The sequence below is a fragment of the Pedobacter sp. R-06 genome (genome assembly GCF_049913135.1).
Taxonomy (GTDB): Bacteria; Bacteroidota; Bacteroidia; order Sphingobacteriales; family Sphingobacteriaceae; genus Pedobacter.
Window position 1 is genome coordinate 5,441,193 of record NZ_CP183977.1, and the last position, 26,009, is coordinate 5,467,201.

The following is a 26,009-nucleotide window of genomic DNA, read 5'->3' on the forward strand; positions in this document are numbered from 1 at the left end:
AATTTTAAGACAATGAAAAGAATTATATATGCGCTATTCATCATTACAGGAATAACATTTGTAAGTAGCTGTAAAAAAACATTAGATGCACCATCAAAATCCTCGTTAGATGAGTCTGTTATTTTTTCTACGCCTAGCTTAGCTGAGGGTTCAGTAGCAGGTGTACTACAATCATTTGGCGAAACCAATTCGTACAGGGGCCGTTTTTTGGTGTTTTATGGGCTTAACAACGATACCGAAGTATATAATACCTTAAAATCGGTTGATGATGACAAAGCAAAACTGTCTAACTACAACTGTAATGTCAACAATGGCCAAATGAACACTACAGATAATGCATGGGCTAAATTTTACGAAGGCATTGAAAGAGCCAACCTGGCCATAAGGGGAATTAGGACTTATGGTAATATAGAAAGCAACCCGGCAATGGCGCAGATTCTTGGCGAAATTTTAACCTTAAGAGCTGTTTTATATAACGACCTGATAAAAGGCTGGGGTGATGTGCCAGCACGTTTTGAGCCAATTACTACCGCAACATCTTATTTGCCACGAAACGACAGAGATGTAATTTACAAACAACTGTTAGCCGATTTAAATGAAGCAGCAGGTTACCTGCCATGGCCTGGCGATAATACCACAACCGCCAAAGTAGAGCGTGTAAACAAAGCTTTTGCAAAAGGCTTAAGGGCGCGTTTGGCATTAGCCGCAGGTGGTTATGCACAGCGCCTGGATGGAACTGTCAAATTAAGTTCCGATCCGGAATTATCACACGATAAAATGTATGCCATTGCCAAAAAAGAATGTCTGGAAATTATTGCAAGCGGTAAATTAAGATTGCTGGGATTTGAAGAAGTTTTTAGAAAACTAAACGAGGAAACCGGTACAGCAGGTTTAGAATCGATGTGGGAAATTCCGTTTAGCGATGGCCGTGGCCGTGTAATTTTTGATCTTGGCGTACGACATATCAAAACAGACCAGTACACAGGTCAGAACAAGGGTGGAACAGATGGACCAAACCCGATTATGTTGTATGAATACGAAAATGAGGATGTGCGCAGAGATGTAACAGTTGTGCCTTACGAATGGGATGGTGGCGATGGCACCAAAGGTGCTGCGCAGGTACCATCGGCTTTAGGCCGTTTATACTTTGGCAAATATCGTTATGAGTGGATGAAAAGAAGGGTAACCGCTACTAATGATGATGGATTAAACTGGATGTATATGCGTTACGCTGATGTAGTTTTAATGGCAGCTGAGGCTGTTAACGATATCGACGGTCCAGCCGCTGCAGCCCCATATTTAAAAATGATCCGAGATAGGGCCTACCCTACAGCTCCTGCAAAGGTTACGGCTTTTATGGCTACAGCTACTGCATCTAAAGCTGCATTTTTCGATGCTGTTGTAAACGAAAGAGCATTGGAATTTACAGGAGAAATGCTCAGGAAAGGTGACCTAATCCGCTGGAATTTACTGGGTACAAAACTGGCTGAAGCCAAAACTAAATTACAGCAACTGGAAAACAGGCAGGGTAAGTATGCGGCTTTACCTGCTAAAATTTATTACAGAACCGCGGCCAATGGCGAAACTGTAGAAATTTATGGTTTAAAATTTGGTGATACCGATGCACAGGGCCTTGCTTTAGGATATACCTCAAATAAAGCCTGGACAATGGTTACCACTGGAGAAACTGTTTCTTACTGGAACGCCCTTTACACCAAAGACCCCAACCTGCAGCAATATTGGCCAATATGGCAAGTATTTTTAGATTCATCTAATGGAATGTTAAACAATAAGCCTTTAAACTTATAAACCCGAGGTTATGAAAAAGATTAATAAATATGCATACACCTTCTTACTGATGGCAACAGTTTGTTTATCGGCATGTAAAAAAAACAACTTAGAAGAAATTACCAAGTTAGAGGTCGACAGGGTTTTTTCTAGCCCGGGTTTAACGGCAACCATAGTAAATAAAACCGGTGTTAAATTAACCTGGAACGCTGTACCTAATGCCACCTCTTATACCATCGAGGTATATGATAATGCCGATTTTACCGGCACCCCGGTAAAATCGATTGCCAGCATTACAGCGGCACAATTACCCTATACGGTAACCGGATTAATAGGCGATACACAATATGCCATTAGGGTAAAAGGTGTTGCACAGGGAATCGCAGATTCTAAATGGGTTAGCACTTCTGCAAAAACAGATACCGAACAGATTTTCCAAACGGTAAACCAAACCAAGATAACAGCTACTGCTGTGGTATTAAACTGGCCCCCCGGCGAAACAGCAACATCAATTACCCTAACACCTGGAAATATTACGCATGCAGTTACTGCAGCAGAAATTGCTGCTGGAGAAGCAACCATAACAGGCTTAACCGGAGAAACGGATTACACAGCTAAATTGCTTGCCGGAACAAAAGTTAGGGGAACCGCAACTTTTACCACACTTTATAATTTTACGGGCGCAACATTAGTAAGTCCATCCGATAATCTGGCAACACTGATTGCAAATGCCGCCGCTGGAACTGTTTTCGGGCTTGCTCCCGGCACTTATACCGTTAACGCTGATGTTATCACATCTAAATCTATTACCATAAGGGGAACAAAACCAACTGATAGACCGATTATTAATGGCATGGTTCTTAGAATAAAGGCTAATGCAGGTTTAACAATCAAAGATGTGGTATTAGATGGTACCGGATCGCTAAACGGAAATCAGACCATTATCTACGATGAAGCTTCTGATAATGCTTATGGTAATTTCGTGCTCGAAAACTCCGTTGTAAAAAACTATACCAAAGGGCTTTTCTACGTAAACCTTAAAACCCTTATCGAATCGGTAACCTTTAAAGGAAATGTGATTAGCAACATAGAATGTAATGGTGGAGATTTTATCGATTTTAGATCGGGTTTGGCCAAAACATTAAATTTTACGAACAATACGGTGTATGCATCTGCCTTGGCTAGAGACTTTTTTAGAATGGACCCTACAGGCTCTACCAATTTCCCTGCCATAACATCAGTTATCACTGTTGCTACCAATACCCTCAATGGGATTAGCAATGGCGCGGGCAATAGATTGTTTTATATTCGCCTGGCTAAACATGAGATTTACTTTTCAAAAAACATCGTGGCCAATTCTGGCGGTATTTTAACCAATCAGGCTTTAACAAATATTGTACCTGTCAATTTTACGGCGAATAACTACTTTGCTGCACCAACCTTCATTTCAGGCAGTGTAACTGCTGGTGCTAAATACGATACAGGAACCGCTACGACATTAAATCCAAGTTTTACCTCACCTGCAACTGGCAATTTTACCATTAGCCAGTCAGATTTAAGAACTAACGGGATCGGCGATCCTAGATGGAGATTGTAATTTTATGAATTGATTTTTAAGGCAGAACTCGTTTCTGCCTTTTTTTGTTGAAATTTATACGAAAGAATTATTGTAATCCAATGGTGAAATCAACCATAGTCTGTATAGCCACTACCTTGCTTTTATATCTAGGCATTTGCTCAAAAGTTTTTGCCCAGGATCCTAAATATCCATCAACAATAACCGTTTCGAAAGATCGCAGCGGAAATTACAAAACCATTCAGGAAGCTGTAAATTCGGTGAGGGATCTAGGCGAAAAAGAAGTTAAAATTTATGTTAAAAACGGAACCTATAAAGAGAAGCTGATTATTCCCTCTTGGAAGATCAAAATCTCTATTATTGGAGAAGATGTCGATAAAACCATTATTACCTGTGGTGATTATTCAGGAAAGCCAAACCCGATGGGTAATGATGCCTTTGGCAATGCTAAATTCAGCACTTATACCTCATTCACTGTACTGGTTCAAGGCAATGATATCCACTTCGAAAATTTAAGCATTATCAATTCGGCTGGCCGTGTTGGGCAAGCTGTTGCCTTGCATGTTGAAGGCGATCGTTTTATAGCCAAAAACTGTAGGCTTCTGGGCAATCAGGATACGCTTTATACCGCGATCGAAAATAGCCGCCAATACTATCAGGATTGTTATATTGAAGGAACAACCGATTTTATTTTCGGCAAGGCTACGGTTGTTTTTCAACATTGCACCATCAAAAACTTAAGTGACTCCTATATTACAGCAGCATCAACCTCAGCCCAACAAAAGTTCGGATTTGTTTTTATAAATTGTACGCTCATTGCAGATGAAACTGTAACAAAAGCTTATCTCGGCAGACCATGGAGACCTTATGCAAAAACGGTATTCATTAACTGCGATCTGGGGAAACATATTTTACCCGAAGGTTGGAATCCATGGAAAGGCGATCTGATGTTCCCAAATAAGGAATTGACCGTTTTTTATGCAGAATATAAAAGTAAGGGCAATGGCGCATCACCTAAAACGAGATTGCCATGGACAAAACAATTAACAGATAAAGAGGCAAAAAACTATACTTTGAAAAATATACTAGGTGGAACAGATCAATGGAATCCAGCTAAATAAAATAACTGATAAAAACATGAACAAAAATTTCTTTAAAATTTTGGCGGCAGGAACGATAGCCGTTTTATTTTCTTTTACATTCATCCCAAAGAAAACAAAACTCTATATCATCGGCGACTCTACCGCAGCAAATAAAGAAGAAAAAGCGTATCCGGAAACAGGCTGGGGCATGGCATTACAGTCTTATTTCAAGGCTGATGTAACCGTTGATAACCGGGCTTTGAACGGAAGGAGTACAAAATCTTTCAGGGCAGAGAAACGCTGGGACCCAATATTAGCTCAGCTAAACCCAGGCGATTATGTTTTCATCGAATTCGGGCATAACGATGAGAAAGTTGATAAACCAGCCGTTGGTGTATCCTTAGCAGATTTCAAGATCAACCTGGTTAATTATGTAAAAGAAACCAGAAGCAAAAAAGCATTTCCTGTTTTACTTACGCCAATCTCACGCAGGAGTTTCAAGAACGGGGTGTTGCTCGATTCTCATGGAGATTACCCTCGAATTACCCGCCAGGTAGCTGATTCGTTAAATGTTCCTTTGATTGATATGCTGGTTAAAACCGAAAGTTTATTAAACCGCTTAGGTGAGGAGCCATCCATTAAATTATTCAATTATGTTGATTCAGGAAATGTTAACTACCCAAATGGCAAAAAAGACAATACGCACTTAAGCCCTGAAGGAGCTAAACAAGTTGCGGGCTTAGTGGTGAAAGGGATTAAAGAGTTAAAGTTGAGTTTGGTAAAGAGTTTGAAGTAAAATACGGCAGGAATCGTCCTCGTTTGCAACGAGGATGTATGAGAATAGCAATTATATCGCCGAGATGTAATTACAATACCTCACATTACAAATGCGGCACTCAGTAATCCTCGTTACAAACGAGGACTATAACACATGATAAAAGCCGCAAATTCAGAGATCTTAATCTGCGAATCTGCGGCTTAGTTTTATAATCTAATTAAAAAATATATTTCGTACTTAAAAAGTTCGAATCATCTCCTTTAACAATTTCGTTCAATAACTTTTTATTGTCATCTGTAAATTTGGTTGCTACCAATGAACGGATCGAGAACGAACGTAATGCATCCACTACAGAAAGCGTTCCTTCAGCACTATCTTTACGACCAGTAAAAGGGAAAGCATCTGGTCCTCGCTGACATTGGCAGTTGATATTTACGCGACTTACCTGGTTAACCAATGGATCGATCAATGAAGAAATTACTGCAGCATTGTTGCTAAAAATACTTACCTGCTGACCATGTGGCGAACCAATTAAATATTCGATGGGTTCCTCCAGATCATCAAACGGAACGACAGGAACAATCGGACCAAACTGCTCTTCGCGGTATAGTTTCATGTTGCTGTTTACCGGATATATAATGGCTGGATAAACGAAAGTTTCTAAGGTTTGTCCACCATTTTTATTGATCACTTTAGCGCCGTGCGAAACCGCATCATCAATACATTCTTTTAAGTATTCAGGTTTGTTCAGTTCGGGCAGCGGTGTAAGGTTTACACCTTTCTCCCATGGCATGCCAAATTTCAGTTTCTCTACTTCGGCAGATAAACGTTTTAAAAACTCCTGCGCTAAACTGCGGTGAACATAAACGATTTTAATCGCAGTACAACGCTGTCCGTTAAAAGAAAGCGAACCTAAAACAGTTTCAGAAACCGCTAAATCCAGATTGGCATCTTTAGTAATGATTGCAGCATTTTTAGCATCCAAACCTAAAATTGCCCTTAAACGGTTTACTTTAGGGTGCAGTTTCTTCAGTTCGTTGGCTACTTTACTCGATCCGATCAAAGTAAGTACATTAATTTTTCCCGATTTCATCAATCCAGGAACAATGGTATTGCCGCGGCCATAAATGGTATTTACAACACCTTTAGGGAAACTGGAACGGAAAGCCTCCAATAAAGGATAGTGCAATAAAGTACCATGTTTAGGTGGTTTGAATAAAAGCGTATTGCCCATAATCAAAGCCGGGATAAGGGTAGTAAAGGTTTCGTTTAAAGGATAATTAAATGGCCCCATGCAAAGCACCACACCCAGCGGAGAACGGCGCACCTGGGCAACAATACCCTGCTCAATTTCAAAACGCGACGATTGCCTGTCGATATCTTTCAGTGCATCGATGGTGGCATAGATGTATTCAACGGTACGGTCGAACTCCTTAACCGAATCGGCGTAAGATTTTCCGATTTCCCACATAATCAATTTCGCAACAATTTCTTTTTGCTCAATCATTTTATGGGTAAAGTTTTCTACGCAGCTAATCCGATCGGCAACGCTCATGGTTGGCCATTGTCCGCGACCGTTATCATAAGCGGCTACAGCTGCATCTAAAGCTTCTGTCGACTCTTTTTCTGTGCAAACAGGAAAACTACCAATACGCTTTCGTTTTAAGCCTTCGGGGGTTTTTACACATACCGGAGAAAACACTTCATTAAATGGTCCATTCCATGGTTTCATCTCTCCATTTGAAAGAAACTCTTTTTGATTGATTTCTTCCTTGAGCCTAAATTCATCTGGAATCTGGCTCTCTTCAACGAAAATACTTTCGAGGTTTAGCGATGTACTCAATTTGGGGTTGTTGTTAGGGTTAAATTAATGTTAAGTCTATAGTTTAAGTATAGATTTATTGTTGTAAAAAGGCCAAGTATCAGGATTGCTTACGCTCCTTAAGCTTCGGCCTTTAAATTATTTTAGTTCGATAACTTTATATTTTGGCACTAAGGTTTTCATTACAGTCCAGCCAATGAGGTAACATACCGCACAGATAGAGAAGATAATAAAATAACCTGCTTCTTCACCTTTAAAACCCATAAAAACAATCTCATTTTTGCCTGTGTAATCAAACAATAAACCAGAGCCTTTATTGATAATGAAAGAGCCTAATCCGCCTGCCATGCCACCAATGCCCGTAATCGTAGCAATTGCCTTTTTAGGAAACATATCGCCTACGGTTGAAAATATATTTGCCGACCATGCCTGGTGAGCCGCACCCGCAATACCGATAATGATTACCGGAATCCAATAGGTAATGTGCCCAAGAGGTTGTGCCGCTAAGGCTAAAAGCGGAAAAAATGCAAAAATCAGCATCGCTCTCATTCTACCTTCATACGGGTTCATGCCTTTTTTATCAACGAAATAAGTTGGTAACCATCCCCCGATAATAGATAGCAAGGTAATCATATAAAGTACAAACAAAGGAAGGGCACTTTGTGTAGAATCCATTCCATAAACCGATTTTAAATAAGCAGGCGTCCAGAATAAAAAGAACCACCACACCCCATCTGTCATAAATTTGCCAAAAGCAAAAGCCCAGGTCTGTTTATATTTAAAACAGTCGATAAAAGAAACTTTCTCTTTAGTCTCTTCTACATAATCAGCCAGTTTACGATCGTTGATCACATCCTGCTGAATATAAGCCAACTCTTCAGCACTAACTCTTTTATGCAGCTCTGGTTTGTTATACACAAACACCCATAGCCCCATCCATACAAAACCCAGTGCACCGATAATGATGAACGACATTTCCCATCCATAAGCTTTTGCAATAAAAGGGATGGTAATCGGTGCAGCTAGTGCACCTACAGTAGCTCCTGCATTAAAAATACTCGTTGCAAATGCCCGATCTTTTTTAGGGAAATACTCAGCTGTAGCTTTTATTGCTGCGGGAAAATTTCCTGCCTCTCCAACAGCCAATACAAAACGGGCAAAAATAAACAGGGTTACACTTACCGAAACAATTAATCCGGTATCGTTAACACGGGCAATAACTTCTTTGGCCCCCTCAAATCCTACAAACCAATTTCCATCGATGATCCCGGCTGTAGCGATACCACAAAAGGCATGTAAACAGGCTCCAACAGACCAAACGCCTATTGCCCATAAAAAACCCTTTTTGGTATCTAGTTTATCAACTAAACGACCTGCAAAAAGCATCGATATCGCATAGAAAATAGAGAACAAAGCAGTAATATTTCCATAATCATTATTATCCCAGTGAAATTCAGGTTTAATAAAATCTGTCCAGGTTAATGAAAGTACCTGTCTATCTAAATAATTTATGGTCGTGGCTAGAAATAACAGCAAACATATGGTCCATCTGTATTTGCTTGTTTTGGGTTGGTTCATTTGGTTAGGGTGTGTTAAATTTTATTTGCTCTGCTGAATTAAGTCAAGCGCTAATTTTGTGTTGTCGAATAACTCTTCGTAAAGACCTTTACTCATCACATCTTTACTGATTAATTTACTGCCCATACCAACGGCACAAACGCCTGATTTAAACCAGGTTTTTAGGTTGTCGGCATTAATTTCTACACCACCAGTTGGCATAAACAACTGACCAGCAAAAAGATCTTTAATTGATGAAATAAATTCAGGGCCTAAAATATTGGCAGGGAAAATTTTGATCAGCATGGCTTTGTGCTCTTGTGCAACGCTGATTTCGGTCGGCGTCATACACCCTGGAATCCAAAGCATACCAATTTTGTTTGCAATTTCGGCAACTGCCGGATTTACGATCGGCGCCACAATAAAATCTGTTCCGGCTTCGATAAATGCATTTGCATCTGCAGGCGTTTTAATGGTTCCTATACCCAAATAAAGATCTGGCATCTCTGCATCGCGGATTTCTTTCAACTTTTTAAAGTTCGGCAAGGCCGATTTACCCCGGTTGGTATATTCGAAAACACGAACACCAGCTTTATACAAAGTGCGTAATATTTCTACGCTACCCGATTCGCTATCCTGGTAAAAAAGGGGTAACATGCCCTGCTCTAAAATGGCATCTAAAATTTTGTGCTTGTTGCTAATCATTGCGTATTATTCTTTTTTCTATATCGGCTACCGTACTGGTTGTAGCATCGCTTGGAATGTATAATTTATCGTATGCTGCTGCGGTGGCAAAATTTAAGGTTTCTTTGGCCGATAATTGGTTGTAAAAACCGTAAATCAGCCCAGCCATAAAACAATCGCCACTACCCACTTTATCTAAAATTTCTTCAGAAACATATTCTTCTGAAACTGTTAATTCATCAGCAGTATAAATGGCAGTATAATACCTGATGCCTTTACCGTGATCGAATCTGAATGTATTTGCAACCGCTTTGCAAGACGGAAACAAACTTAATATTTCTTTAGAAGTATCGGTTGCCTGTTGCAGTAACGTTTCCTTTGCATAACCCTCAGTTGGTGTTAAATCTTCGTGAAGTGCAGTGCCCAACATTTTATTTGCGGCCCATACATTGCCCATAATCAGCGTGCAATATTGAGCAAGTTCAGGTAAAACATCAATCGGATCTTTACCATATTTCCAAAGCTTGGCGCGATAGTTTAAATCGAGCGAAATGGTAATATTTTTTGCACTTGCCGCTTTTAAAGCCTCTAAGCAAACATCAGCAATAGATTGATTTATTGCCGGGCATATAGCACTGAAATGAAACCAGCTCACGCCATCGAAAACTTCATCCCAGTTTACCTGCCCAACCTTTAAATCGGCATAGGCCGAATTAGCCCTATCGTAAATTACGCCAGCATTTTTAAGGTCTTTTCCTTTCGGAAGATAGTATAAACCCAGGCGTTCGCCATGATAAACCATAGGTGTGGTATCAATATTCCGTGCATCCAGATAATCTACAATTTCACGGGTTACCGAATTATCAGGCACAGCCGACAAGTAAGTTGAAGGAACATTCCAAAGTGCCAGTGCTGTTGCTACATTCAGCTCTGCACCGCCTACATAAAATGGTAGTTTATTTTCTTTTAACCACTGGCCATCCATATCGGGACAGATGCGTAAAAGTATTTCACCAAAGCTTAAAACTTTTTTTCCTTTTTTTGATGAAGCGAATATTTGGGTGCTCATTTTTGTATCTAATCGGCGTATTTCATGCTGTTTTCTGCAACGGTATGAAAATGAAAGGAAAACGATTGAAATGATTTGATTCCAACGAAATACCTCTTTAAAGCCCTATTTTAGTTAAAATTTAAAGTAATTTTTTGCGTTAAAGTACGAAATATCCTGAACAATTTTGCCAACCCACTCCAAGTCGTTTGGCAATTCGCCGTTCTCGATGTCTTCTCCAAACAGGTTGCAAACAATTCGTCTGAAATATTCGTGGCGCGGAAAAGAAAGAAAACTGCGCGAATCGGTGAGCATACCCACCAAACGGCTTAGCAGCCCCATGTTTGATAATGCATTTAGTTGTTTGATCATGCCATCTTTTTGATCTAAAAACCACCATGCCGAACCAAACTGAACCTTTCCTGCAACAGAACCGTCGTTAAAGTTTCCGATCATGGTTGCAATTAATTCGTTATCTGCAGGATTAAGGTTATAGATAATTGTCTTTGCCAGTTTATCCTGATTATCCAAACGGTTTAAGAATTTAGAAAGCATTCTGGCCTGACTAAAATCGCCGATCGAATCCCAGCCGGTATCAGGGCCTAATTGCCTTAACATCCGGGCATTGTTGTTACGCAATGCACCCAGGTGATATTGCTGTACCCATCCTTTTTCATGATCCCATTCTGCAAAATAAATCAACATAGCCGATTTAAATTTCAGGTTTTCCTCATAAGAAATATGTTGTTTGCTGCGGATCTTATCAAAAATTGATGCGATTTCTGCTTCGGTATAATCTTCAGCATAAATCTGCTCTAAACCATGATCAGAAACTGAACAGCCATTTGCCGCAAAGTAATCGTGGCGGCTTTTTAAAGCATCAATATAATCATGAAAACTACTGATTGTTTTATCTACAACACTTTCCAATTTATCAATATACTCGTTTAAACCTTCAATATCGTCACTATTCATCGCTTTATCCGGACGGAAAGCTGGTAACATTTTAAGGTTTGCGCCCTCTCTTGCCAATTGCTGGTGAAAGTTTAAACTATCCAAAGGGTCATCTGTAGTACAAACAGCTTCTACATTCATTTTAGCTAACAAACCGCGTACGGAGTACTCAGGTGTTTGCAGTTTTGCAGAACATTCATCGAAAATTTTCTGTGCCGTTTTGCCAGAAAGTAAATCAGTTATACCAAAATAGCGTTGAAGTTCCAGATGTGTCCAGTGGTATAAAGGATTACGCAGTGTATAAGGAACAGTTTCTGCCCATTTTTCAAATTTTTCATAATCTGATCCGATGCCCGTAATGTATTTTTCATCAACACCGTTGGCACGCATAGCTCTCCATTTGTAATGATCGCCAGCGAGCCAAACCTGGCTGATATTAGCAAACTGAGTGTTATTAGCAATCTGCTCTGGAATAAGGTGATTATGGTAGTCGATAATCGGCAATGATTTTGCAAAATGGTGATAAAGCTTTTCAGCAGTTTTGCTTTGCAAAAGAAAATTTTCGTCTAAAAAAGGTTTCATGCTATGTGATTTGAGACATTTAGATAATGGATTTGAGATGATCTAAACGTCTTTTTATTAATTTTTATTTATGTAATAATATTTGTCCCCGGTCTGTGTCCCCACAGACCACGGAATTTGGTTCCAAGACTCACGACTTGGGACTTATGACTCACGACTAAAGACTAACTCCCCGTTTCCATGGAATAAAATCATCCTGGTTAAGCAATACCGCTTTAGGGATTACCTCACCACTGGCTGCTTTAATACAATATTCCAGAATATCTTCCCCCATTTGCTCGATGGTTTTTTCGCCCTCGATTACTGGCCCGCAGTTGATATCGATGATATCGCCCATGCGTTTGGTTAATGCATTATTAGTTGAAACCTTGATGGTCGGGCAAACAGGATTTCCTGTTGGTGTGCCTAACCCTGTGGTAAACAAGATTAATGTTGCACCGGATGCTGCCTTTCCTGTAGTGGCCTCCACATCATTTCCGGGAGTACAAACTAAGTTTAATCCTGGTTTTGTAGCAGGTTCGGTATAATCTAAAACATCTTCCACTGGCGATGTTCCACCTTTTTTAGCTGCACCGGTACTCTTAATCGCATCGGTAATCAAACCATCTTTTATATTTCCAGGAGATGGATTCATGAAAAACCCAGAACCCACATTTTCTGCAGCCTGGTTGTAAGCAGTCATCAGCTGAATGAATTTACGCGCAGCGGTTTCGTCTTTGGTACGGTCTATTAACTGTTGTTCCGCACCGCAAAGCTCAGGGAACTCTGCAAGCAGTACAGTGCCACCCAAAGCCACCAATAAATCAGATGTATAACCTACTGCCGGATTAGCACTAATTCCACTAAAGCCATCACTTCCGCCACATTTAACGCCTAAAACCAGTTTGCTTAATGGGGCAGGCTGGCGTTCGATCTTATTGATTTCGGTTAAGCCGATAAAGGTTTTTCTGATGGCTTCTTTCACCAATTGTTCTTCGCTTTGCGATTGTTGCTGCTCAAAAATGAATAAAGGTTTATCAAAGTTTGGACTGCGGTGTTTTAAATCGTCCATAAAATCTTTAACCTGTAAGTTCTGGCAACCAAGGCTCAATACGGTAACACCCGCAACGTTGGGATGATCGGCATACGCGGCCAATAATTTACTTAATACAGCAGCATCCTGACGGGTACCGCCGCAACCACCCTGATGATTTAAGAATTTAATGCCATCAACATTTTTAAAAACACGGTTGGCTGTTGGGTTTGCCTCTCCGATAGAACTTGGATCGGCCTCAGCTAAAATTTCACCATTTTTATAAGCCTCAACCAGTTGGTGGGCATAAGATTTGTATTTATCGGTTACCGCATAGCCCAATTCATTGTGCAAAGCCTCACGGATCACGTCCAGATTACGGTTTTCGCAGAAAACTGTCGGAATAAACAACCAATAATTTGCAGTACCCACGCGGCCATCACTACGGATATAACCGTTAAAGGTTCTACCTTCAAATTTAGAAACATCAGGTGCATGCCATTCGTAATGATACGGGCGGAACTCGTAAGGATCTGATGCATGTTTAGTGTTTTCAGTATCCATTAAGCCGCCTTTTAGAATGAAATGCTGTGCTTTCCCCACCAGCACGCCATACATAATGATGTGATCGCCTGCATTCATATCCTGCATAAAAAACTTATGCTTAGCCTGGATATCATCCTGTAAAATATATTCCTGTCCATCGTAAATAACGGTTTCGCCTTTTGCCAGGTTTTGCAGGGCAACAAGCACATTATCGTTAGGATGGATTTTTAAAATTCTAGTAACCATTTTAAATTGTTCTTTCTGAATGCAATTTACTTAAAGTTTCTTTTGCACCCTTGTTCTGTAATAAATCAACGTAAGATTTTACGGCCGCGTTAAAGCCTGGGTAGTTATTCAAGTTTTTATCCCAAAGACGTCTGTCGCCAAGGGTATTATCTACAACCGTCTCAGGATTTTTCCAGTATTCATATAAGATTTCTGCAAATTCATCCTGTATCGGATAGGTTTTTCCGTTTGCGCTGGCCGTGTAAGTATCACCATCTTTATTCACATTCATAAAAAGGATATATGCTGCCACACCTAAAGCGGTAAGCTGAGGAACTTCGTTTTTTAAAGCGTAATACCTTCTAATTAATGGCATGTTACGCATCTGCATTTTTGAGGTAAAGTTTAGCGTGATGGCCTGCCACTGGTGCTCTAAGGATGGATTGCTAAAACGGTCGATTACGCTTTCTGCAAAGGCAATCGCCTCATCATAGGTAATATCTTCGTTTACCACAACAGGCGCAATTTCATCTCTCATCAGTTTTAACACATTGGCTGAGAAATCTTCATTCGCCATAGCCTCTTTAACAGTATTAAAGCCCGCTAAAATGGCCAATCCACAGCTGATGGTGTGCGTACCATTAAGTAAACGAAGTTTTAGCTCTTTAAATTTATCGATCGATGGAACAATAAAAATCCCTTTATCGGCCTTTTCAAAGGATAAAATCGCCTTCACTTTTTCGCTTGACGATTCGATAGCCCAAAGTCTGAAGGGTTCGGCCATAATCATGAGTTCATCTTCGTAGCCGAGTTCACTTTCAATCGCTTTTTGTTCGGCCTCTGGAAGTTTTCCCGGCACGATTCTATCCACCAGAGTTTTGCAGAAATGATTGGCTGTTTTTAGCCAGTTTTCGAAATCCCAGCCTAATTTGTTCTGGATGGCCAGATCTAACAAAATTTCTTTCAATTTATCAGCATTGTCACTGATTAATTCCGTTGGAACAATCACCATTCCGCTTTCGGCCGAACCATTAAAAGCAGTATATCTTTCGTGCAAAAATGCCAGTAATTTCCCCGGGTAAGACTGTGGCGGATTATCGGTTATTTTATCTTCGCTTTTAACAATCCCAACTTCAGTTGTATTCGAAACTACAACCTGCATTTCTGGGTGATGGGCAGCTTTTAAAATTTCGGTCCAGTCTTGCGAAGCCGATAAAACACGGCTGATTGAGGCGTTGATTGAGTTTTCTTCTACATTAACACCATCTTCGATACCTTTTACACAAAGCGTATATAAATTATCCTGTTTTGAAAATGCATCTGCACCACCTTTTGAAGTAGATTTAACCACTAAAACCCGACCATTAAAAATCCCTTTCTGGTTGGCCTTATCAATAAAATAATCTGGTAAACCACGTAATAAAACACCTGTTCCAAACTGGATTACTTTTTCGGGTAAAGCCAAAATTTCGGCACTTGGTTTGGTAACCTTGTCGCCGTTAATGTTTGCTAAATTCTCTTTGTTTAAAATCATATCCTTGCGATTTCCGTCATTGCGGGGAACGAAGCAATCTTAAAGCGGTAGAAATTCCCACCCATAGTAGTAAGATCGCTTCGTGCCTCGCAATGACGATTTTATAATTATTTATTTCCCATTCGTACTTAACCACTTCGGGTATTCTTTTTCAATTAATTTTTGCCCCCAGTTACCATACCAGGCATACCCGTTGCGCCTTTCTGGACTTAACTCTTCTAATTTTGTTTTAATCGTATTGTCGCGATCTCCAAAAATCGGAGTGTTTTTATCCATATCGTAAAAACGTGCCCAGGTATTGGCTGTATTATCAGCAACCAAGGCTGCAGTTTTAATATTGGTTTTAGGATCGCTCGGTCTATCGAAACGGTAGCCGGCAATTTTATAGGTATCGAACCATTTTACTGCTGCTACAATTGCGCTTTTTACTTCTGGCGATGGGTTTTTAAGCCTCATCAGGAAACGGACAATACCTGCCGATTCACTTGTGCTTAACGAAGCCGGCTCAAATGCTCTTGCTTTTGCTGGCAACATCGAGTCTTTATCGTATTGCGCAGCCCAGATGGTTAAAGTTCCATTCTGTTTTACCTGTGTTTTGATAATACAATCGATACCTTTTGCGATGGCTTTCTCTGCTTTTTTGATATAAGCTGGATTTACTACTTCAAAATCGTTTTTCTGCATAACAATATCCTGTAAGATATTAAGCACATTAATCATTGCATCGTCATTGTAGGTAATTTCTGAACGGTACAAAGCTTTATCAGGATAGTACTGGGGCCAGCCACCATTGGCATATTGAGCAGCTAAAATATAATCCAATCCTTTTTCAGCTGCAGCTAAATAAGCCTTATTCTGTGTCTTTTTATAAGCCTGAACCAGGTATACCACTTCTCTGCTTGTTGCTTTGTTATCGAATGTGGCGTGTAAATCTTTAGTTGCTTTTATCCTGGCTAAAAGCTCAGGCGTTAATGTTGCACCATAGTTAACCACACTTTTATCTTCCAACTGCTTCGGCCAGCCACCATTGCTGAGTTGATATACAAGCATTTTTTCTGCGGTAGAATCAGTAGGCTGCTGCGCATAACACGATAGCATTAAGCTTACACAGATTAGGGTGAACAATATTTTTATTTTCATCATTTTGTTTGTTCTTTGTTTGCCACGGAAGCACGGATTACACGGAGTATTTTTTTTCATCCAATCTGTCACGTTGAGCTCGTCGAAACGCTTTCCGCAATTAAATAAATCCTTCGACAGGCTCAGGATGACAATTCCCTTTAATCTTTTTCCGTGCTTCCGCCTTTCCGTGGCTAATATTTAATTTATCTGTGGTTAAATCCTACTTTTTACCCGGAACCTGTTTAATCAACCAGTTCACCAGATCGTTCGTTGCTTTAAAGTTTTCAAAATCTGCGGGCAATTTTCTGCCATCTATATATTCATTGTAAAACCAAGGATCGCCTACTGTGAAAACAGTTCCTTTGCCATATTTTGCTGTTGCAATAAGCACATCGCCATTATCTGTTAAGGCCGAAACGGCAGGTTTTTTTGCCACAATAGTCGAAATCTCTTTGATGTAAACTTTCCTGGCCATTTTAAAAATTGAATTTCCGGCGGGGATTTTTACAGCGCCTTGTTCAAAGTTCGAGCCTTGAACTTTATTGCGGCTATCTTCGTTAAAATGGATACCAAAAGTTTCTGGCAGCACATTGAATTTTGAAATTTCACAATTACCAGCATCATTTAATAAGAGTACCAATACACCGCCAGCTTTAACCCATTCACTAACCTGTTTGGCATGTGCAGCATTCATGAAATTTGGGTTTGCCGTTTCTTTCTCCGTATCAGGGTCTACAATAATGTAAATGTTACTGCCTTTTAAATTTGCTGCTGTTGGTGCCGTTTTAAGGGTCGTGGTTTTTACACCAGCATCATTAAATACTTTACCGAATAACGAAAAGCCATTGTTATCATCTTCTTCCCATACGTAATGAAAGGGGATTTTATCTCCGGTTGGGCCAGTCATATACTCGTTATTAAAAAAATTATCAACGGTAACGGTTAAACCTTTTCCTGTTTTAGGTAGTGCGGCAATTTCCATTTCTGAAGCGGCGCAGATAAACGAACCTACACCTTTCGGATCGTTGGTAATTACTTTTTCGCTGATGTAATAGTCGAAACTTCCATCGCGGTATTTAGGTTTTCCGCCTAATCCCGATACCGAAACGGTTTTGGTGAGGTTAATTCTTTCTGCTCCTGCTTGTTCAACAAATTCTTTCTTTAAGCCTGCGTAACCTTTATTTGCAGCAGCCATAAATGATGGTGCCAACCAACCTTTACGCACACCTTTGGCCAAGCCATATACAAACATGCTCGAAGCAGAGCTTTCGAGGTAATTTCCTTTTCTGGTTGGCATATCTAAAATATCGAACCAAACACCCGATTTTGGATCCTGGTATTTTACTGCAGCGGTTGCTGTGCGGTTTAAAATGGCGATTAATTCTTTCCGCTGCGGATGATTGGCCGGAAAATTATCCAGCACATCTACCAAAGCCATAATGTACCAGCCCATTGCCCTGCCCCAGAAATTTGGCGAGCGGCCTGTTTTTTTATCGGCCCATTGTTCTGCCCTACTTTCATCATAACCGTGATAAAGTAATCCTGTTTTAGCATCGCGGGCATTTTTCTCCATCAGGATAAACTGCTTGGCAATGTCGTCGAAAGCGGCATCCTTTTTCATCAGCTTGGCGTACTCCGCGTAAAACGGTTCGCCCATGTATAAGCCATCCAACCACATTTGATTGGGATAGATTTTCTTGTGCCAAAAGCCACCTTCCTGGGTACGCGGCTGTTTTTGTAGCTGATCGTATAATTTAGTTGCCGCTAACAGGTATTTCTGTTGTCCGGTAACTTTGTATAACAATAATAACGAACGGCCATTTTTAATGTTGTCGATATTAAAATCATCAGGTTTATACGTATTGATATTTCCTTCCTTATCCAAATAGGCATCCATTGAACTTTGGATGTACTTGAAATATTTCCCATCACCGGTATTCCGCCAAACCGCTGCAGCACCTTCCAATACCACCCCCATATCGTAGGTCCATTTAGGGCCTTTGGCACCTTTCAACAATGTAGTATCCTGAAACAGTTTTTCCATTGCAGTTAAGGTTAACTGTTCTGACAATTTCTTTTGGGCAAATCCACTTTGTGTTAAAATAGAAAAACCGATGAGCGCAGCTGCTGTATATAGAATTGATCTCTTCATGTTTGTTATTTTGAAATTTCCAGTGCTTTTTTATCTACCTCTACACCTAAAAATGAAGCCATTTTTGCTTTAGAAACATCTGTTCCACTAACTTTTACACCTTTCGTTTTTTCTCCCGATACGTCAAACAAAACCTTGCTGCTATCAGGATATTTTAAGTTGCTGATATTGATATTGGATCCGTTCTGGATCATTACAACCGGACTGGTATCTTCGGTAATTACGTTTATGTTTTTAAGGAAAATTCCTGCAGCCTCAATAATTTCAATGCCTTTCTTCGCTTTTATGGTTACGTTTTCCAGGTGGACATCTTTGATATTCATTTCTGGCAATCCCCTGAAAAATATTGCTTTTTCAGCGCCATTGGCTACCACATCTTTAATGTAAAAGTTTCTGAACTGAGGGGTAGCTTCGGTTACCGGAACGGTTACCGTTTTAATGGCTTCGCGTTTTTCACCTGCCAAAGGAACCGGATCAACCGCAGCGTAATACATATCAAACAAAATTGCTTCACCAGGAATATCGATCATGTTGATGTTGTTGATGTAAATATTTTCTACCACACCACCACGGCCACGGGTAGTTTTAAAACGCAGGCCAATGTCGGTGCCGATAAAAGAACAGTCGTACACCCAAATATTTTTCGCACCACCGCTCATCTCGCTTCCAATTACAAAACCGCCATGTGCATGGTAAACCACATTATTTCGGACAATTACATTTTCTGTAGGTACACCACGTTTGCGGCCCGCTTCATCTCTTCCCGATTTAATACAGATTCCATCATCACCAACATCGAAAGTGCTACCTTCAATTAATACATTTTTGCACGATTCTACATCAACTCCATCGCCATTCTGCGCAAACCAGGGATTTTTTACTTGTAGGTTTCTTAAGGTCAAATCCTCGCAAAGTAAGGGATGTAAATTCCATGCCGGTGAATTTTGAAAGGTAACACCTTCTAAAAGAATTTTTTTACAACCCGTTAAAACCAACAAATTCGGACGGAGAAAATCTTTAATATCTTCATAATCGGCTGCTGTTTTACCAGCTTCAATTAAACCTGCATTTTTGGTATTCGAACCTTTAACGGTTTTCTCAGATGGGTACCACATTTTTCCGTCTGCCCTCACTACGCCACCAGATGCCACTAAGGTTTTCCATTGTGTTTCGGTGAGTTTATCTTTTTTAACCATGCGCCAGGCACCACCGTTCCCGTCGATAATCCCGGTTCCGGTAATGGCTATATTTTCGAGGTTAACACCCGAAATCGGGCTCTGGTTTCTCCAAGCTGGTTGGCCTTCCCAATTTCCCTGCACCAATTTGTATTGGTTAAAATCGTCGGTAAATTGAAGGATGGCATCGCGTTTAAGGTGTAGGTTTACATTACTTTTTAACTCAATAGGGCCGGTTAACCACAAGCCAGAAGGAATCAAAACCACACCACCACCTTTCTGACTCACGCTGGCTATGGTTTTATTGATACTTTGCGTATTTAAGGTAATCCCATCACCTTTTGCCCCGAAACTGGCAATACTAGTGGTATCTTTTTTAAATTTAACTTGCTGGATAACGGGTAAGGCTTGCTTTTGTTGCGCAATGGCAGCACTTGCAAAAGATAAGATTAAGCATGCGAGGGCTATCTTAATATGGCATAAACTACCAGAAATATGTTTCATTATTTGCGCTGTTAAATTATACTTGGTTATTGTAATAACAAGTGTACGTTGTTTGCACTTAAAATAGAAGAGAAATCTATGCAATCGTTACCGGAAAACGAGGCAAAAAAGCGCTTTTAAGGAAGCAATTAATAACTGTATATCAATCCTTTAACCAACCTATTTCACCTCCGGATTCCACCCACGGAAAACGTTTTCCAAAATGTAGTCCCTATACTCTTCAGCGGTTAATTGGTGCGCCCAATTTGCCCTTTTTTTCGGATCGGCTCCTTTTCCGGTGTTTTTATATTCAGCATAATAGGCTGTTTTCTCATTGCTCTCTTTACCCCAGTTGTTCCAGCCTTCAGGGCGGATAAAATCCGGCAGTTCGCAGTTGAGGTAGGCAACTTTTGCATAAGCCCTCCATGGTCTGCCCAGGTAGAAACTATTGGCTGGTGCATCTCCTTTGATTTTGCATTTGTTAAATACATAACCAAATTTTGTAGTATCAGCAGTTGATGCCGCGGTGATATAACCCGCCTTTTTACAGAAAATAGTACAGCTTTCGAACCAGGCTGTAGAAGCTCCGAAAATAAAATCGACCGTTCCTTCGATGTAACAGTTTTTATAATATTGGCGGTTATTGCCACCATAGGTATAGAGTGTATCCTGAAAACCTAAAAACCTGCAGTTGGTAAAAATTAATTTATCACCCCCTGCCCAAACTGCAACGGCCTGGCCCACCGGACCCGATGAATTTTCGAAGGTGATGTTTTCTGCAGAAAAGCCTTCACCATAAATATAAAAGCTGGAAGAACCCGAAGTGCCTTTTTCTTCGCCAAAAGCATTCTTCTTCTGTGCATAATCATCATAAGTTAAAATGGTTTCGTTTAGGCTCTCCCCAATAAATTTCACATTCTTTTTAGAAGCCGCCAAGATTAACTTTTCTTTATAAATACCCTTTTTGATAAAAATTATGGTTGTTTTGTTCCTGAAATCGGGCACAGCATGTATCGCTTCCTGTACGGTTTTAAAATTTCCACTTCCATCGGCAGCTACCACAAAATCGGGTTTAACATCTAGGGCATAAACAACTGATGAAGTGGTTATCAGTAAAAATAGGATGATTGCTTTCATATCAATTTGGTTAGGCTTAAATTAAAATCGGCCACGTAAAAGTATAAACTTTGTAACGCAGCCGTGTTTTTAAAATATATGATGAACAATTTTAAACATTAATATCCATCAGAAAGAAGTTTTTTAGAGATTAAACATTGCAAACGATGTCGGGAACGATTGCACAATAACAACTTGCCTAAAAATAAAAAAAGACTTAATCTTGTTAGTAGGCTAATTTGATAAAATACATGCGTCTGCGTCATAAATATAGCATTGTCATCCTGAGCTTGTCGAAGGACTTGCCTTAAATGCCTTAAAAGGCGTTTCAACAGGCTCAACGTGACAAATTCGAAATGAATTACAAATATGATACATACAGCCTCCAATCACAAGCCGCATTAAGATTAGCTTTGCTGAGCACTTCGTGGTTCCCGCCTGCGCGGGAATGACATAACGCTAAATAAATAACTGACCAAATATTAAAAAACATCATTGTAAAATGAAATATCTATTTAGTTCAATCCTTGTTTTAAGCCTTGGTATAAATACGTTTGCACAACCCGCTCCAAAAAGTGGATATATATCTAAAGTTTGGGTTGCTGACCTAGGTAACGGAACCTATAAAAATCCGGTTATCAATGCCGATTATTCTGATCCCGACGCTATCCGTGTGGGAGATGATTTCTATATGATCGCCTCCAGTTTCGATGCCATCCCGGGCTTGCCGATCCTGCATTCGAAAGATTTGGTTAATTGGAAAATAATCGGCCACGCCTTAAAACGCCAGCCTCCATTCGATCATTTCGAAAAAACACAGCATGGCAATGGTGTTTGGGCACCTTCTATCCGCTACCGCAATGGCGAATTCTACATCTATTATCCAGATCCTGACTTTGGGATTTATTTGACAAAGGCTAAAACCATAACAGGGACGTGGTCTGCACCAAAATTGGTTGCCGCAGGTAAAGGATTGATTGATCCTTGTCCGTTCTGGAATGAAGACGGCAAGGCCTACCTCGCTTACGCCTACGCAGGAAGCCGTGCCGGGATAAAAAGTGTATTGGCCATTATGCCTTTAAGCAGCGACGGATCACAAACTACAGAAACTGGCAGGATTGTGTACGATGGCCACGAACTCGACCCAACCATTGAAGGACCAAAAGTTTATAAACGCAACGGCTATTACTATTTGTTCGCACCGGCCGGAGGCGTTTCTACAGGCTGGCAATTAATTTTAAGAAGTAAAAATATCTACGGACCTTATGAAAGGAGGGTAGCGATGGATCAAGGAAAATCTTCGGTAAATGGCCCTCATCAGGGCGCCTGGGTAAATACTCAAACAGGCGAAGATTGGTTTCTTCATTTTCAGGATAAAGATGCTTATGGTCGCGTGGTTCACCTGCAGCCTATGAAATGGATCAATAACTGGCCTGTTATTGGGCTTGATGCAGATGGCGACGGAAAAGGTGAACCGGTTATCACCTATAAAAAGCCAAATGTAGGTAAGGTTTATCCGATTGAAACGCCGATAGAGAGTGATGAGTTTGAAACTTCAAAACTAGGCTTGCAATGGCAGTGGCAGGCAAATCCACAGCCTACCTGGATATTTACTGATGCAGGCAGAGGTTTATTAAAATTATACACTTCAAAAATTCCTGATGATGCCAAAAACCTTTGGGATGTTCCGAACCTGTTGATGCAGAAATTTCCTGCTGATGAATTTATAGCAACAACAAAACTCTTGTTTAAACCTAACCCAAAATTGGAAAACGAAAAAACGGGTTTGGTGATAATGGGGAGAAGTTATGCGCAGATTAGCATTAAAAGCAAAAAAGACGGATTGTATCTTACGCACGGTGTTTGCCAAAGTACCGACAAGGGAAAAACCGAAAATGAAAAGGAAATTGCCAAGCTAAAATCGGGCTCGGTATATTTCAGGGTTAAAGTTACTGCTGGTGCAAAATGCCAGTTTAGTTACAGTGAAGATGGAACTCGTTTTACGGATATAGGGGATGAGTTCCAGGCCACCGCGGGCCAATGGATCGGCGCAAAAATGGGAATATTTGCCACCAGAGATACCCAAACCAATGATTCAGGAATGGCCGAATACGATTGGTTCCGTGTACAAGCATTAAAATAAAAAGATGAAAAAACATAAATACCTTATCGCAGCCCTTGGCACCGTTTTACTGATGTCTTTCATTGTAAAACCTAAACCTGTTAAGGTTTATTTAATCGGCGATTCCACCGTGGCAGATTATACCTTAGACGAAGGTTATCTGCAGAAAAAGCATCCCATTACGGGCTGGGGGCAGGTTTTTCAACAATTCTTAAAAAAAGACAGTTTAAAAAAATTAAACAGGCTGATTAAAAGCGACAGCGCTTTGGTTATTGATAAAGCAAAAGGGGGAAGAAGTACCAGAACTTTTTTTGAAGAGGGAAGGTGGAAAGAAGTTTTATCAACCTTGCAAAAGAACGACCTGGTGTTGATCCAGTTTGGGCACAACGATGCCGCTAAAGATAAACCCGAACGTTATGTTGATATCCCGGGCTATAAAGATTTTTTAAGGATGTACGTGAAAGAAACAAGGGCGAAAGGTGCTGTACCGATCTTGATCACGCCTGTTACCCGCAATTACCCATGGAAAGATGGCAAATTGGGCAGTGCACATGGCGAATATCCACAAGCTGTGAAAGATGTTGCCAAAGAATTAAATGCGCCCATTATTGATCTAACCTCACTTTCTGCGAGTTTTTTCACGACAAAAGGCAATGAATTTGTAAGCAAACATTACTTTATGAACTTAGATTCAGCCAAATACGAGGCTTATCCAAAAGGGCAAAAAGATAATACCCACTTCCAACCAGAAGGTGCCAAGGCCGTTGCACAGTTGGTTTATAACGAATTAAAAAACATCAACCGCAATACGAATTAAGGAAAAGATATTACCCTACCAACGTATAAATTACAACTCCTCCGAACTTTCCGGAAGGCGATCATACTCTCCTTTCCAGGCATAAAAGCCAAATATCATCAATCCTAAACTGATCGGTAGAAAAATAAACAGGATAATTGCCCATTGCAGAATGGTATTGGTACGTTCGATATCCGAATGGGTCAAGCCCACTTTATCTATCGCCTGGATAAATAAAAATGTCATCGTTAATGGCCCTAAAACCATCCAAACCAAGCCTAAAAATTTCTTTAACGTATTCATCTTCTTCGTATCTAGTCGTTAATATTTTCGTCTCTTTTATTCGATAAATAAATTGCGCCAATAACCAGGCTCAACGCTGCTATACCTATCGGATACCACAGACCGGATAATGGTGTAGAACCTGAAAAGCTTGCAATTAGTGTTGCAATAAATGGTACAAGCCCTCCAAAAACACCGTTACCGATATGATAAGGCAAAGACATAGAGGTGTACCTGATTTTAGTCGGGAATAGCTCGACAAGGAAAGCCGCAATTGGCCCGTAAACCATTGTTACCAGCAAAATCTGGAAGAAGATTAAACCGACAAATTTCCAGAATACTGACGTAGGCAAAACTTTATCTTTTATTACTTCTTTACCTAAGAGAATCCCTTTAGTTGCAGAAACCGTATCGGTTTGCACCTTGTTAAAAGATGCACCATTTCTAAGCATTACTTTGGTAGAAACTGTTCGCAAGCTATCAGTTGAGTTCGCAATTAAAACAGAAGTTACAGGAGCTGGGCTAGCCGATAAAACATCAGTCTGTTCAATTTTTGTATAATCGGTATCATCTAAAAATGTTTGATAGATTGGACGATAAAAAAGGATGCCCAAAAGCATACCGCTCAACATAATCCATTTCCGGCCAACTTTATCGCTCCAGGCGCCAAAAACTACAAAAAATGGCGTGGCAAAAGCAATTCCCCAAAGTAAAATATACCTCGAGTCGTTAAAATCCAGTTTACAGGTATTCTCTAAAAATGATTGCGCATAAAATTGACCTGTATACCAGATTACCCCTTGCCCCATGGTAGCACCAAATAACGCCAGAAGGACCATTTTAAAATTCGCTTTGTTATTGAAACTCTCTTTTAGTGGATTTTTCGATACATTTCCCTCTGCCTTTAATTTAGAAAACATGGGCGATTCGTGCATTTTCATGCGAATGTAAATCGAGACCACTACCAGTACAATCGATAACAGAAATGGGATTCTCCAGCCCCAATCGCCAAAAGTTTCGGCACCTAAAATGTTTTTTGTGATTACGATAATTCCTAATGAAAGAAACAGCCCTAAGGTTGCCGTGGTTTGAATCCAGCTGGTAAAAAAGCCCCGTTTATCTTTAGGTGCGTGCTCTGCTACATAAGTTGCAGCTCCACCATACTCCCCGCCAAGAGCTAATCCTTGAATCAGCCTTAATATTAAAACCAAAATCGGTGCAGCATAACCAATGCTTTTGTAGGATGGGATTAAGCCGATAAAAAATGTCGATCCACCCATCAGCACCAACGTGAGCAAAAAAGTATATTTCCTGCCGATTAAATCGCCAAGCCGGCCAAAAACCAATGCGCCAAATGGACGAACAATAAAACCTGCAGCAAAAATAGCCAAAGTATTGATCAGAGCCGATGCCCCTGCATCTTCTGGAAATAACTGATGACCAATGATAACCGCAAGGCTACCAAAAATGTAAAAATCATACCATTCAATCAGTGTACCTAACGATGATGCACCGATTACTTTAAAGATATTGTTCTTGGGTAAAATGTCGCTCATAAAAAATTAGAATATTT

At 40.3% G+C, this 26,009-nt stretch carries 19 protein-coding genes; 6 read left to right on the forward strand and 13 right to left on the reverse strand.

The features are described from left to right. Positions 1 to 12 precede the first annotated feature (12 nt). The 4 genes from ACN9MR_RS22015 to ACN9MR_RS22030 all read left to right on the forward strand — a co-directional run bounded on the left by ACN9MR_RS22015 (position 13) and on the right by ACN9MR_RS22030 (position 5,242). Positions 13 to 1,809 carry a RagB/SusD family nutrient uptake outer membrane protein gene (locus ACN9MR_RS22015; protein WP_426326641.1) on the forward strand — a complete coding sequence of 599 codons (1,797 nt, stop codon included), beginning with the start codon at positions 13 to 15 and terminating at the stop codon, positions 1,807 to 1,809. A gap of 10 nt (positions 1,810 to 1,819) precedes the next feature. Continuing rightward, on the forward strand, positions 1,820 to 3,385 hold the full coding sequence (locus tag ACN9MR_RS22020) for a DUF4957 domain-containing protein (RefSeq protein ID WP_426326642.1): 1,566 nt from the start codon (positions 1,820 to 1,822) through the stop codon (positions 3,383 to 3,385). A gap of 80 nt (positions 3,386 to 3,465) precedes the next feature. Continuing rightward, complete coding sequence (locus ACN9MR_RS22025) at positions 3,466 to 4,485, forward strand: pectinesterase family protein (RefSeq protein WP_426326643.1); 1,020 nt, start codon at positions 3,466 to 3,468, stop codon at positions 4,483 to 4,485. A gap of 16 nt (positions 4,486 to 4,501) precedes the next feature. Next, a complete protein-coding gene (locus ACN9MR_RS22030; protein ID WP_426326644.1) occupies positions 4,502 to 5,242 on the forward strand; it encodes a rhamnogalacturonan acetylesterase in 741 nt (246 codons plus the stop codon). A 199-nt stretch (positions 5,243 to 5,441) separates the two neighbouring features. Here ACN9MR_RS22030 and ACN9MR_RS22035 read toward each other — a convergent pair whose 3' ends face one another. From ACN9MR_RS22035 to ACN9MR_RS22085, 11 genes are all read right to left on the reverse strand, one after another. Continuing rightward, positions 5,442 to 7,067, reverse strand: coding sequence for an NADP-dependent glyceraldehyde-3-phosphate dehydrogenase (locus ACN9MR_RS22035; RefSeq protein ID WP_426326645.1), 1,626 nt, complete (start codon positions 7,065 to 7,067; stop codon positions 5,442 to 5,444). 117 nt (positions 7,068 to 7,184) lie between these two features. Next, on the reverse strand, positions 7,185 to 8,624 hold the full coding sequence (locus tag ACN9MR_RS22040; protein ID WP_426326646.1) for an MFS transporter: 1,440 nt from the start codon (positions 8,622 to 8,624) through the stop codon (positions 7,185 to 7,187). Positions 8,625 to 8,645: 21 nt separating this feature from the next. After that, positions 8,646 to 9,308, reverse strand: coding sequence for a bifunctional 4-hydroxy-2-oxoglutarate aldolase/2-dehydro-3-deoxy-phosphogluconate aldolase (locus ACN9MR_RS22045; protein ID WP_193419254.1), 663 nt, complete (start codon positions 9,306 to 9,308; stop codon positions 8,646 to 8,648). Continuing rightward, positions 9,301 to 10,356, reverse strand: a complete 1,056-nt coding sequence (locus ACN9MR_RS22050) for a PfkB family carbohydrate kinase (protein WP_426326647.1) — start codon at positions 10,354 to 10,356, stop codon at positions 9,301 to 9,303. The genes ACN9MR_RS22045 and ACN9MR_RS22050 overlap by 8 nt, the downstream gene beginning before the upstream one ends. A gap of 114 nt (positions 10,357 to 10,470) precedes the next feature. After that, positions 10,471 to 11,871 (reverse strand): glucuronate isomerase, encoded by a 1,401-nt coding sequence (gene uxaC / locus ACN9MR_RS22055; protein ID WP_426326648.1) that lies wholly within the window; start codon positions 11,869 to 11,871, stop codon positions 10,471 to 10,473. Positions 11,872 to 12,028: 157 nt separating this feature from the next. Continuing rightward, entirely contained in the window at positions 12,029 to 13,675 is a 1,647-nt protein-coding gene (locus tag ACN9MR_RS22060; protein WP_426326649.1) for a UxaA family hydrolase, read from the reverse strand. 1 nt (position 13,676) lies between these two features. Next, the gene (locus tag ACN9MR_RS22065; RefSeq protein ID WP_426326650.1) at positions 13,677 to 15,188 is read right to left on the reverse strand and encodes a tagaturonate reductase; all 1,512 of its coding nucleotides are present in this window, start codon (positions 15,186 to 15,188) and stop codon (positions 13,677 to 13,679) included. A gap of 111 nt (positions 15,189 to 15,299) precedes the next feature. Further along, a complete protein-coding gene (gene pelA / locus ACN9MR_RS22070; protein WP_426326651.1) occupies positions 15,300 to 16,331 on the reverse strand; it encodes a pectate lyase in 1,032 nt (343 codons plus the stop codon). A gap of 199 nt (positions 16,332 to 16,530) precedes the next feature. After that, positions 16,531 to 18,462 carry a glycoside hydrolase family 88 protein gene (locus ACN9MR_RS22075; protein ID WP_426326652.1) on the reverse strand — a complete coding sequence of 644 codons (1,932 nt, stop codon included), beginning with the start codon at positions 18,460 to 18,462 and terminating at the stop codon, positions 16,531 to 16,533. A gap of 5 nt (positions 18,463 to 18,467) precedes the next feature. Next, a complete protein-coding gene (locus ACN9MR_RS22080) occupies positions 18,468 to 20,141 on the reverse strand; it encodes a glycoside hydrolase family 28 protein (protein WP_426326653.1) in 1,674 nt (557 codons plus the stop codon). A 159-nt stretch (positions 20,142 to 20,300) separates the two neighbouring features. Then, positions 20,301 to 21,257 (reverse strand): pectinesterase family protein, encoded by a 957-nt coding sequence (locus ACN9MR_RS22085; RefSeq protein ID WP_426326654.1) that lies wholly within the window; start codon positions 21,255 to 21,257, stop codon positions 20,301 to 20,303. A gap of 481 nt (positions 21,258 to 21,738) precedes the next feature. Here ACN9MR_RS22085 and ACN9MR_RS22090 point away from each other — a divergent pair, with 481 nt between their 5' ends. Together ACN9MR_RS22090 and ACN9MR_RS22095 are read left to right on the forward strand one after the other, a co-directional pair. Next, complete coding sequence (locus ACN9MR_RS22090) at positions 21,739 to 23,379, forward strand: glycoside hydrolase family 43 protein (RefSeq protein WP_426326655.1); 1,641 nt, start codon at positions 21,739 to 21,741, stop codon at positions 23,377 to 23,379. 4 nt (positions 23,380 to 23,383) lie between these two features. Next, the gene (locus tag ACN9MR_RS22095) at positions 23,384 to 24,175 is read left to right on the forward strand and encodes a rhamnogalacturonan acetylesterase (protein ID WP_426326656.1); all 792 of its coding nucleotides are present in this window, start codon (positions 23,384 to 23,386) and stop codon (positions 24,173 to 24,175) included. A gap of 30 nt (positions 24,176 to 24,205) precedes the next feature. Here ACN9MR_RS22095 and ACN9MR_RS22100 read toward each other — a convergent pair whose 3' ends face one another. Together ACN9MR_RS22100 and ACN9MR_RS22105 are read right to left on the reverse strand one after the other, a co-directional pair. Further along, complete coding sequence (locus ACN9MR_RS22100) at positions 24,206 to 24,457, reverse strand: DUF6814 family protein (protein WP_215165650.1); 252 nt, start codon at positions 24,455 to 24,457, stop codon at positions 24,206 to 24,208. Positions 24,458 to 24,468: 11 nt separating this feature from the next. Next, positions 24,469 to 25,992 carry an MFS transporter gene (locus ACN9MR_RS22105; RefSeq protein ID WP_426326657.1) on the reverse strand — a complete coding sequence of 508 codons (1,524 nt, stop codon included), beginning with the start codon at positions 25,990 to 25,992 and terminating at the stop codon, positions 24,469 to 24,471. Positions 25,993 to 26,009 lie beyond the last annotated feature (17 nt).

Excerpts from the sequence above, each read along its gene's own strand:
- ACN9MR_RS22015 (WP_426326641.1), top strand. The coding sequence starts at position 13 with ATGAAAAGAATTATATATGCGCTATTCATCATTACAGGAATAACATTT.
- ACN9MR_RS22080 (WP_426326653.1), bottom strand. The coding sequence starts at position 20,141 with ATGAAACATATTTCTGGTAGTTTATGCCATATTAAGATAGCCCTCGCA.
- ACN9MR_RS22040 (WP_426326646.1), bottom strand. The coding sequence starts at position 8,624 with ATGAACCAACCCAAAACAAGCAAATACAGATGGACCATATGTTTGCTG.
- ACN9MR_RS22100 (WP_215165650.1), bottom strand. The coding sequence starts at position 24,457 with ATGAATACGTTAAAGAAATTTTTAGGCTTGGTTTGGATGGTTTTAGGG.
- ACN9MR_RS22105 (WP_426326657.1), bottom strand. The coding sequence starts at position 25,992 with ATGAGCGACATTTTACCCAAGAACAATATCTTTAAAGTAATCGGTGCA.
- ACN9MR_RS22085 (WP_426326654.1), bottom strand. The coding sequence starts at position 21,257 with ATGAAAGCAATCATCCTATTTTTACTGATAACCACTTCATCAGTTGTT.
- ACN9MR_RS22095 (WP_426326656.1), top strand. The coding sequence starts at position 23,384 with ATGAAAAAACATAAATACCTTATCGCAGCCCTTGGCACCGTTTTACTG.
- ACN9MR_RS22075 (WP_426326652.1), bottom strand. The coding sequence starts at position 18,462 with ATGAAGAGATCAATTCTATATACAGCAGCTGCGCTCATCGGTTTTTCT.
- ACN9MR_RS22060 (WP_426326649.1), bottom strand. The coding sequence starts at position 13,675 with ATGGTTACTAGAATTTTAAAAATCCATCCTAACGATAATGTGCTTGTT.
- ACN9MR_RS22020 (WP_426326642.1), top strand. The coding sequence starts at position 1,820 with ATGAAAAAGATTAATAAATATGCATACACCTTCTTACTGATGGCAACA.
- ACN9MR_RS22030 (WP_426326644.1), top strand. The coding sequence starts at position 4,502 with ATGAACAAAAATTTCTTTAAAATTTTGGCGGCAGGAACGATAGCCGTT.
- ACN9MR_RS22025 (WP_426326643.1), top strand. The coding sequence starts at position 3,466 with ATGGTGAAATCAACCATAGTCTGTATAGCCACTACCTTGCTTTTATAT.
- ACN9MR_RS22050 (WP_426326647.1), bottom strand. The coding sequence starts at position 10,356 with ATGAGCACCCAAATATTCGCTTCATCAAAAAAAGGAAAAAAAGTTTTA.
- ACN9MR_RS22065 (WP_426326650.1), bottom strand. The coding sequence starts at position 15,188 with ATGATTTTAAACAAAGAGAATTTAGCAAACATTAACGGCGACAAGGTT.
- pelA (WP_426326651.1), bottom strand. The coding sequence starts at position 16,331 with ATGATGAAAATAAAAATATTGTTCACCCTAATCTGTGTAAGCTTAATG.
- ACN9MR_RS22045 (WP_193419254.1), bottom strand. The coding sequence starts at position 9,308 with ATGATTAGCAACAAGCACAAAATTTTAGATGCCATTTTAGAGCAGGGC.
- ACN9MR_RS22090 (WP_426326655.1), top strand. The coding sequence starts at position 21,739 with ATGAAATATCTATTTAGTTCAATCCTTGTTTTAAGCCTTGGTATAAAT.
- uxaC (WP_426326648.1), bottom strand. The coding sequence starts at position 11,871 with ATGAAACCTTTTTTAGACGAAAATTTTCTTTTGCAAAGCAAAACTGCT.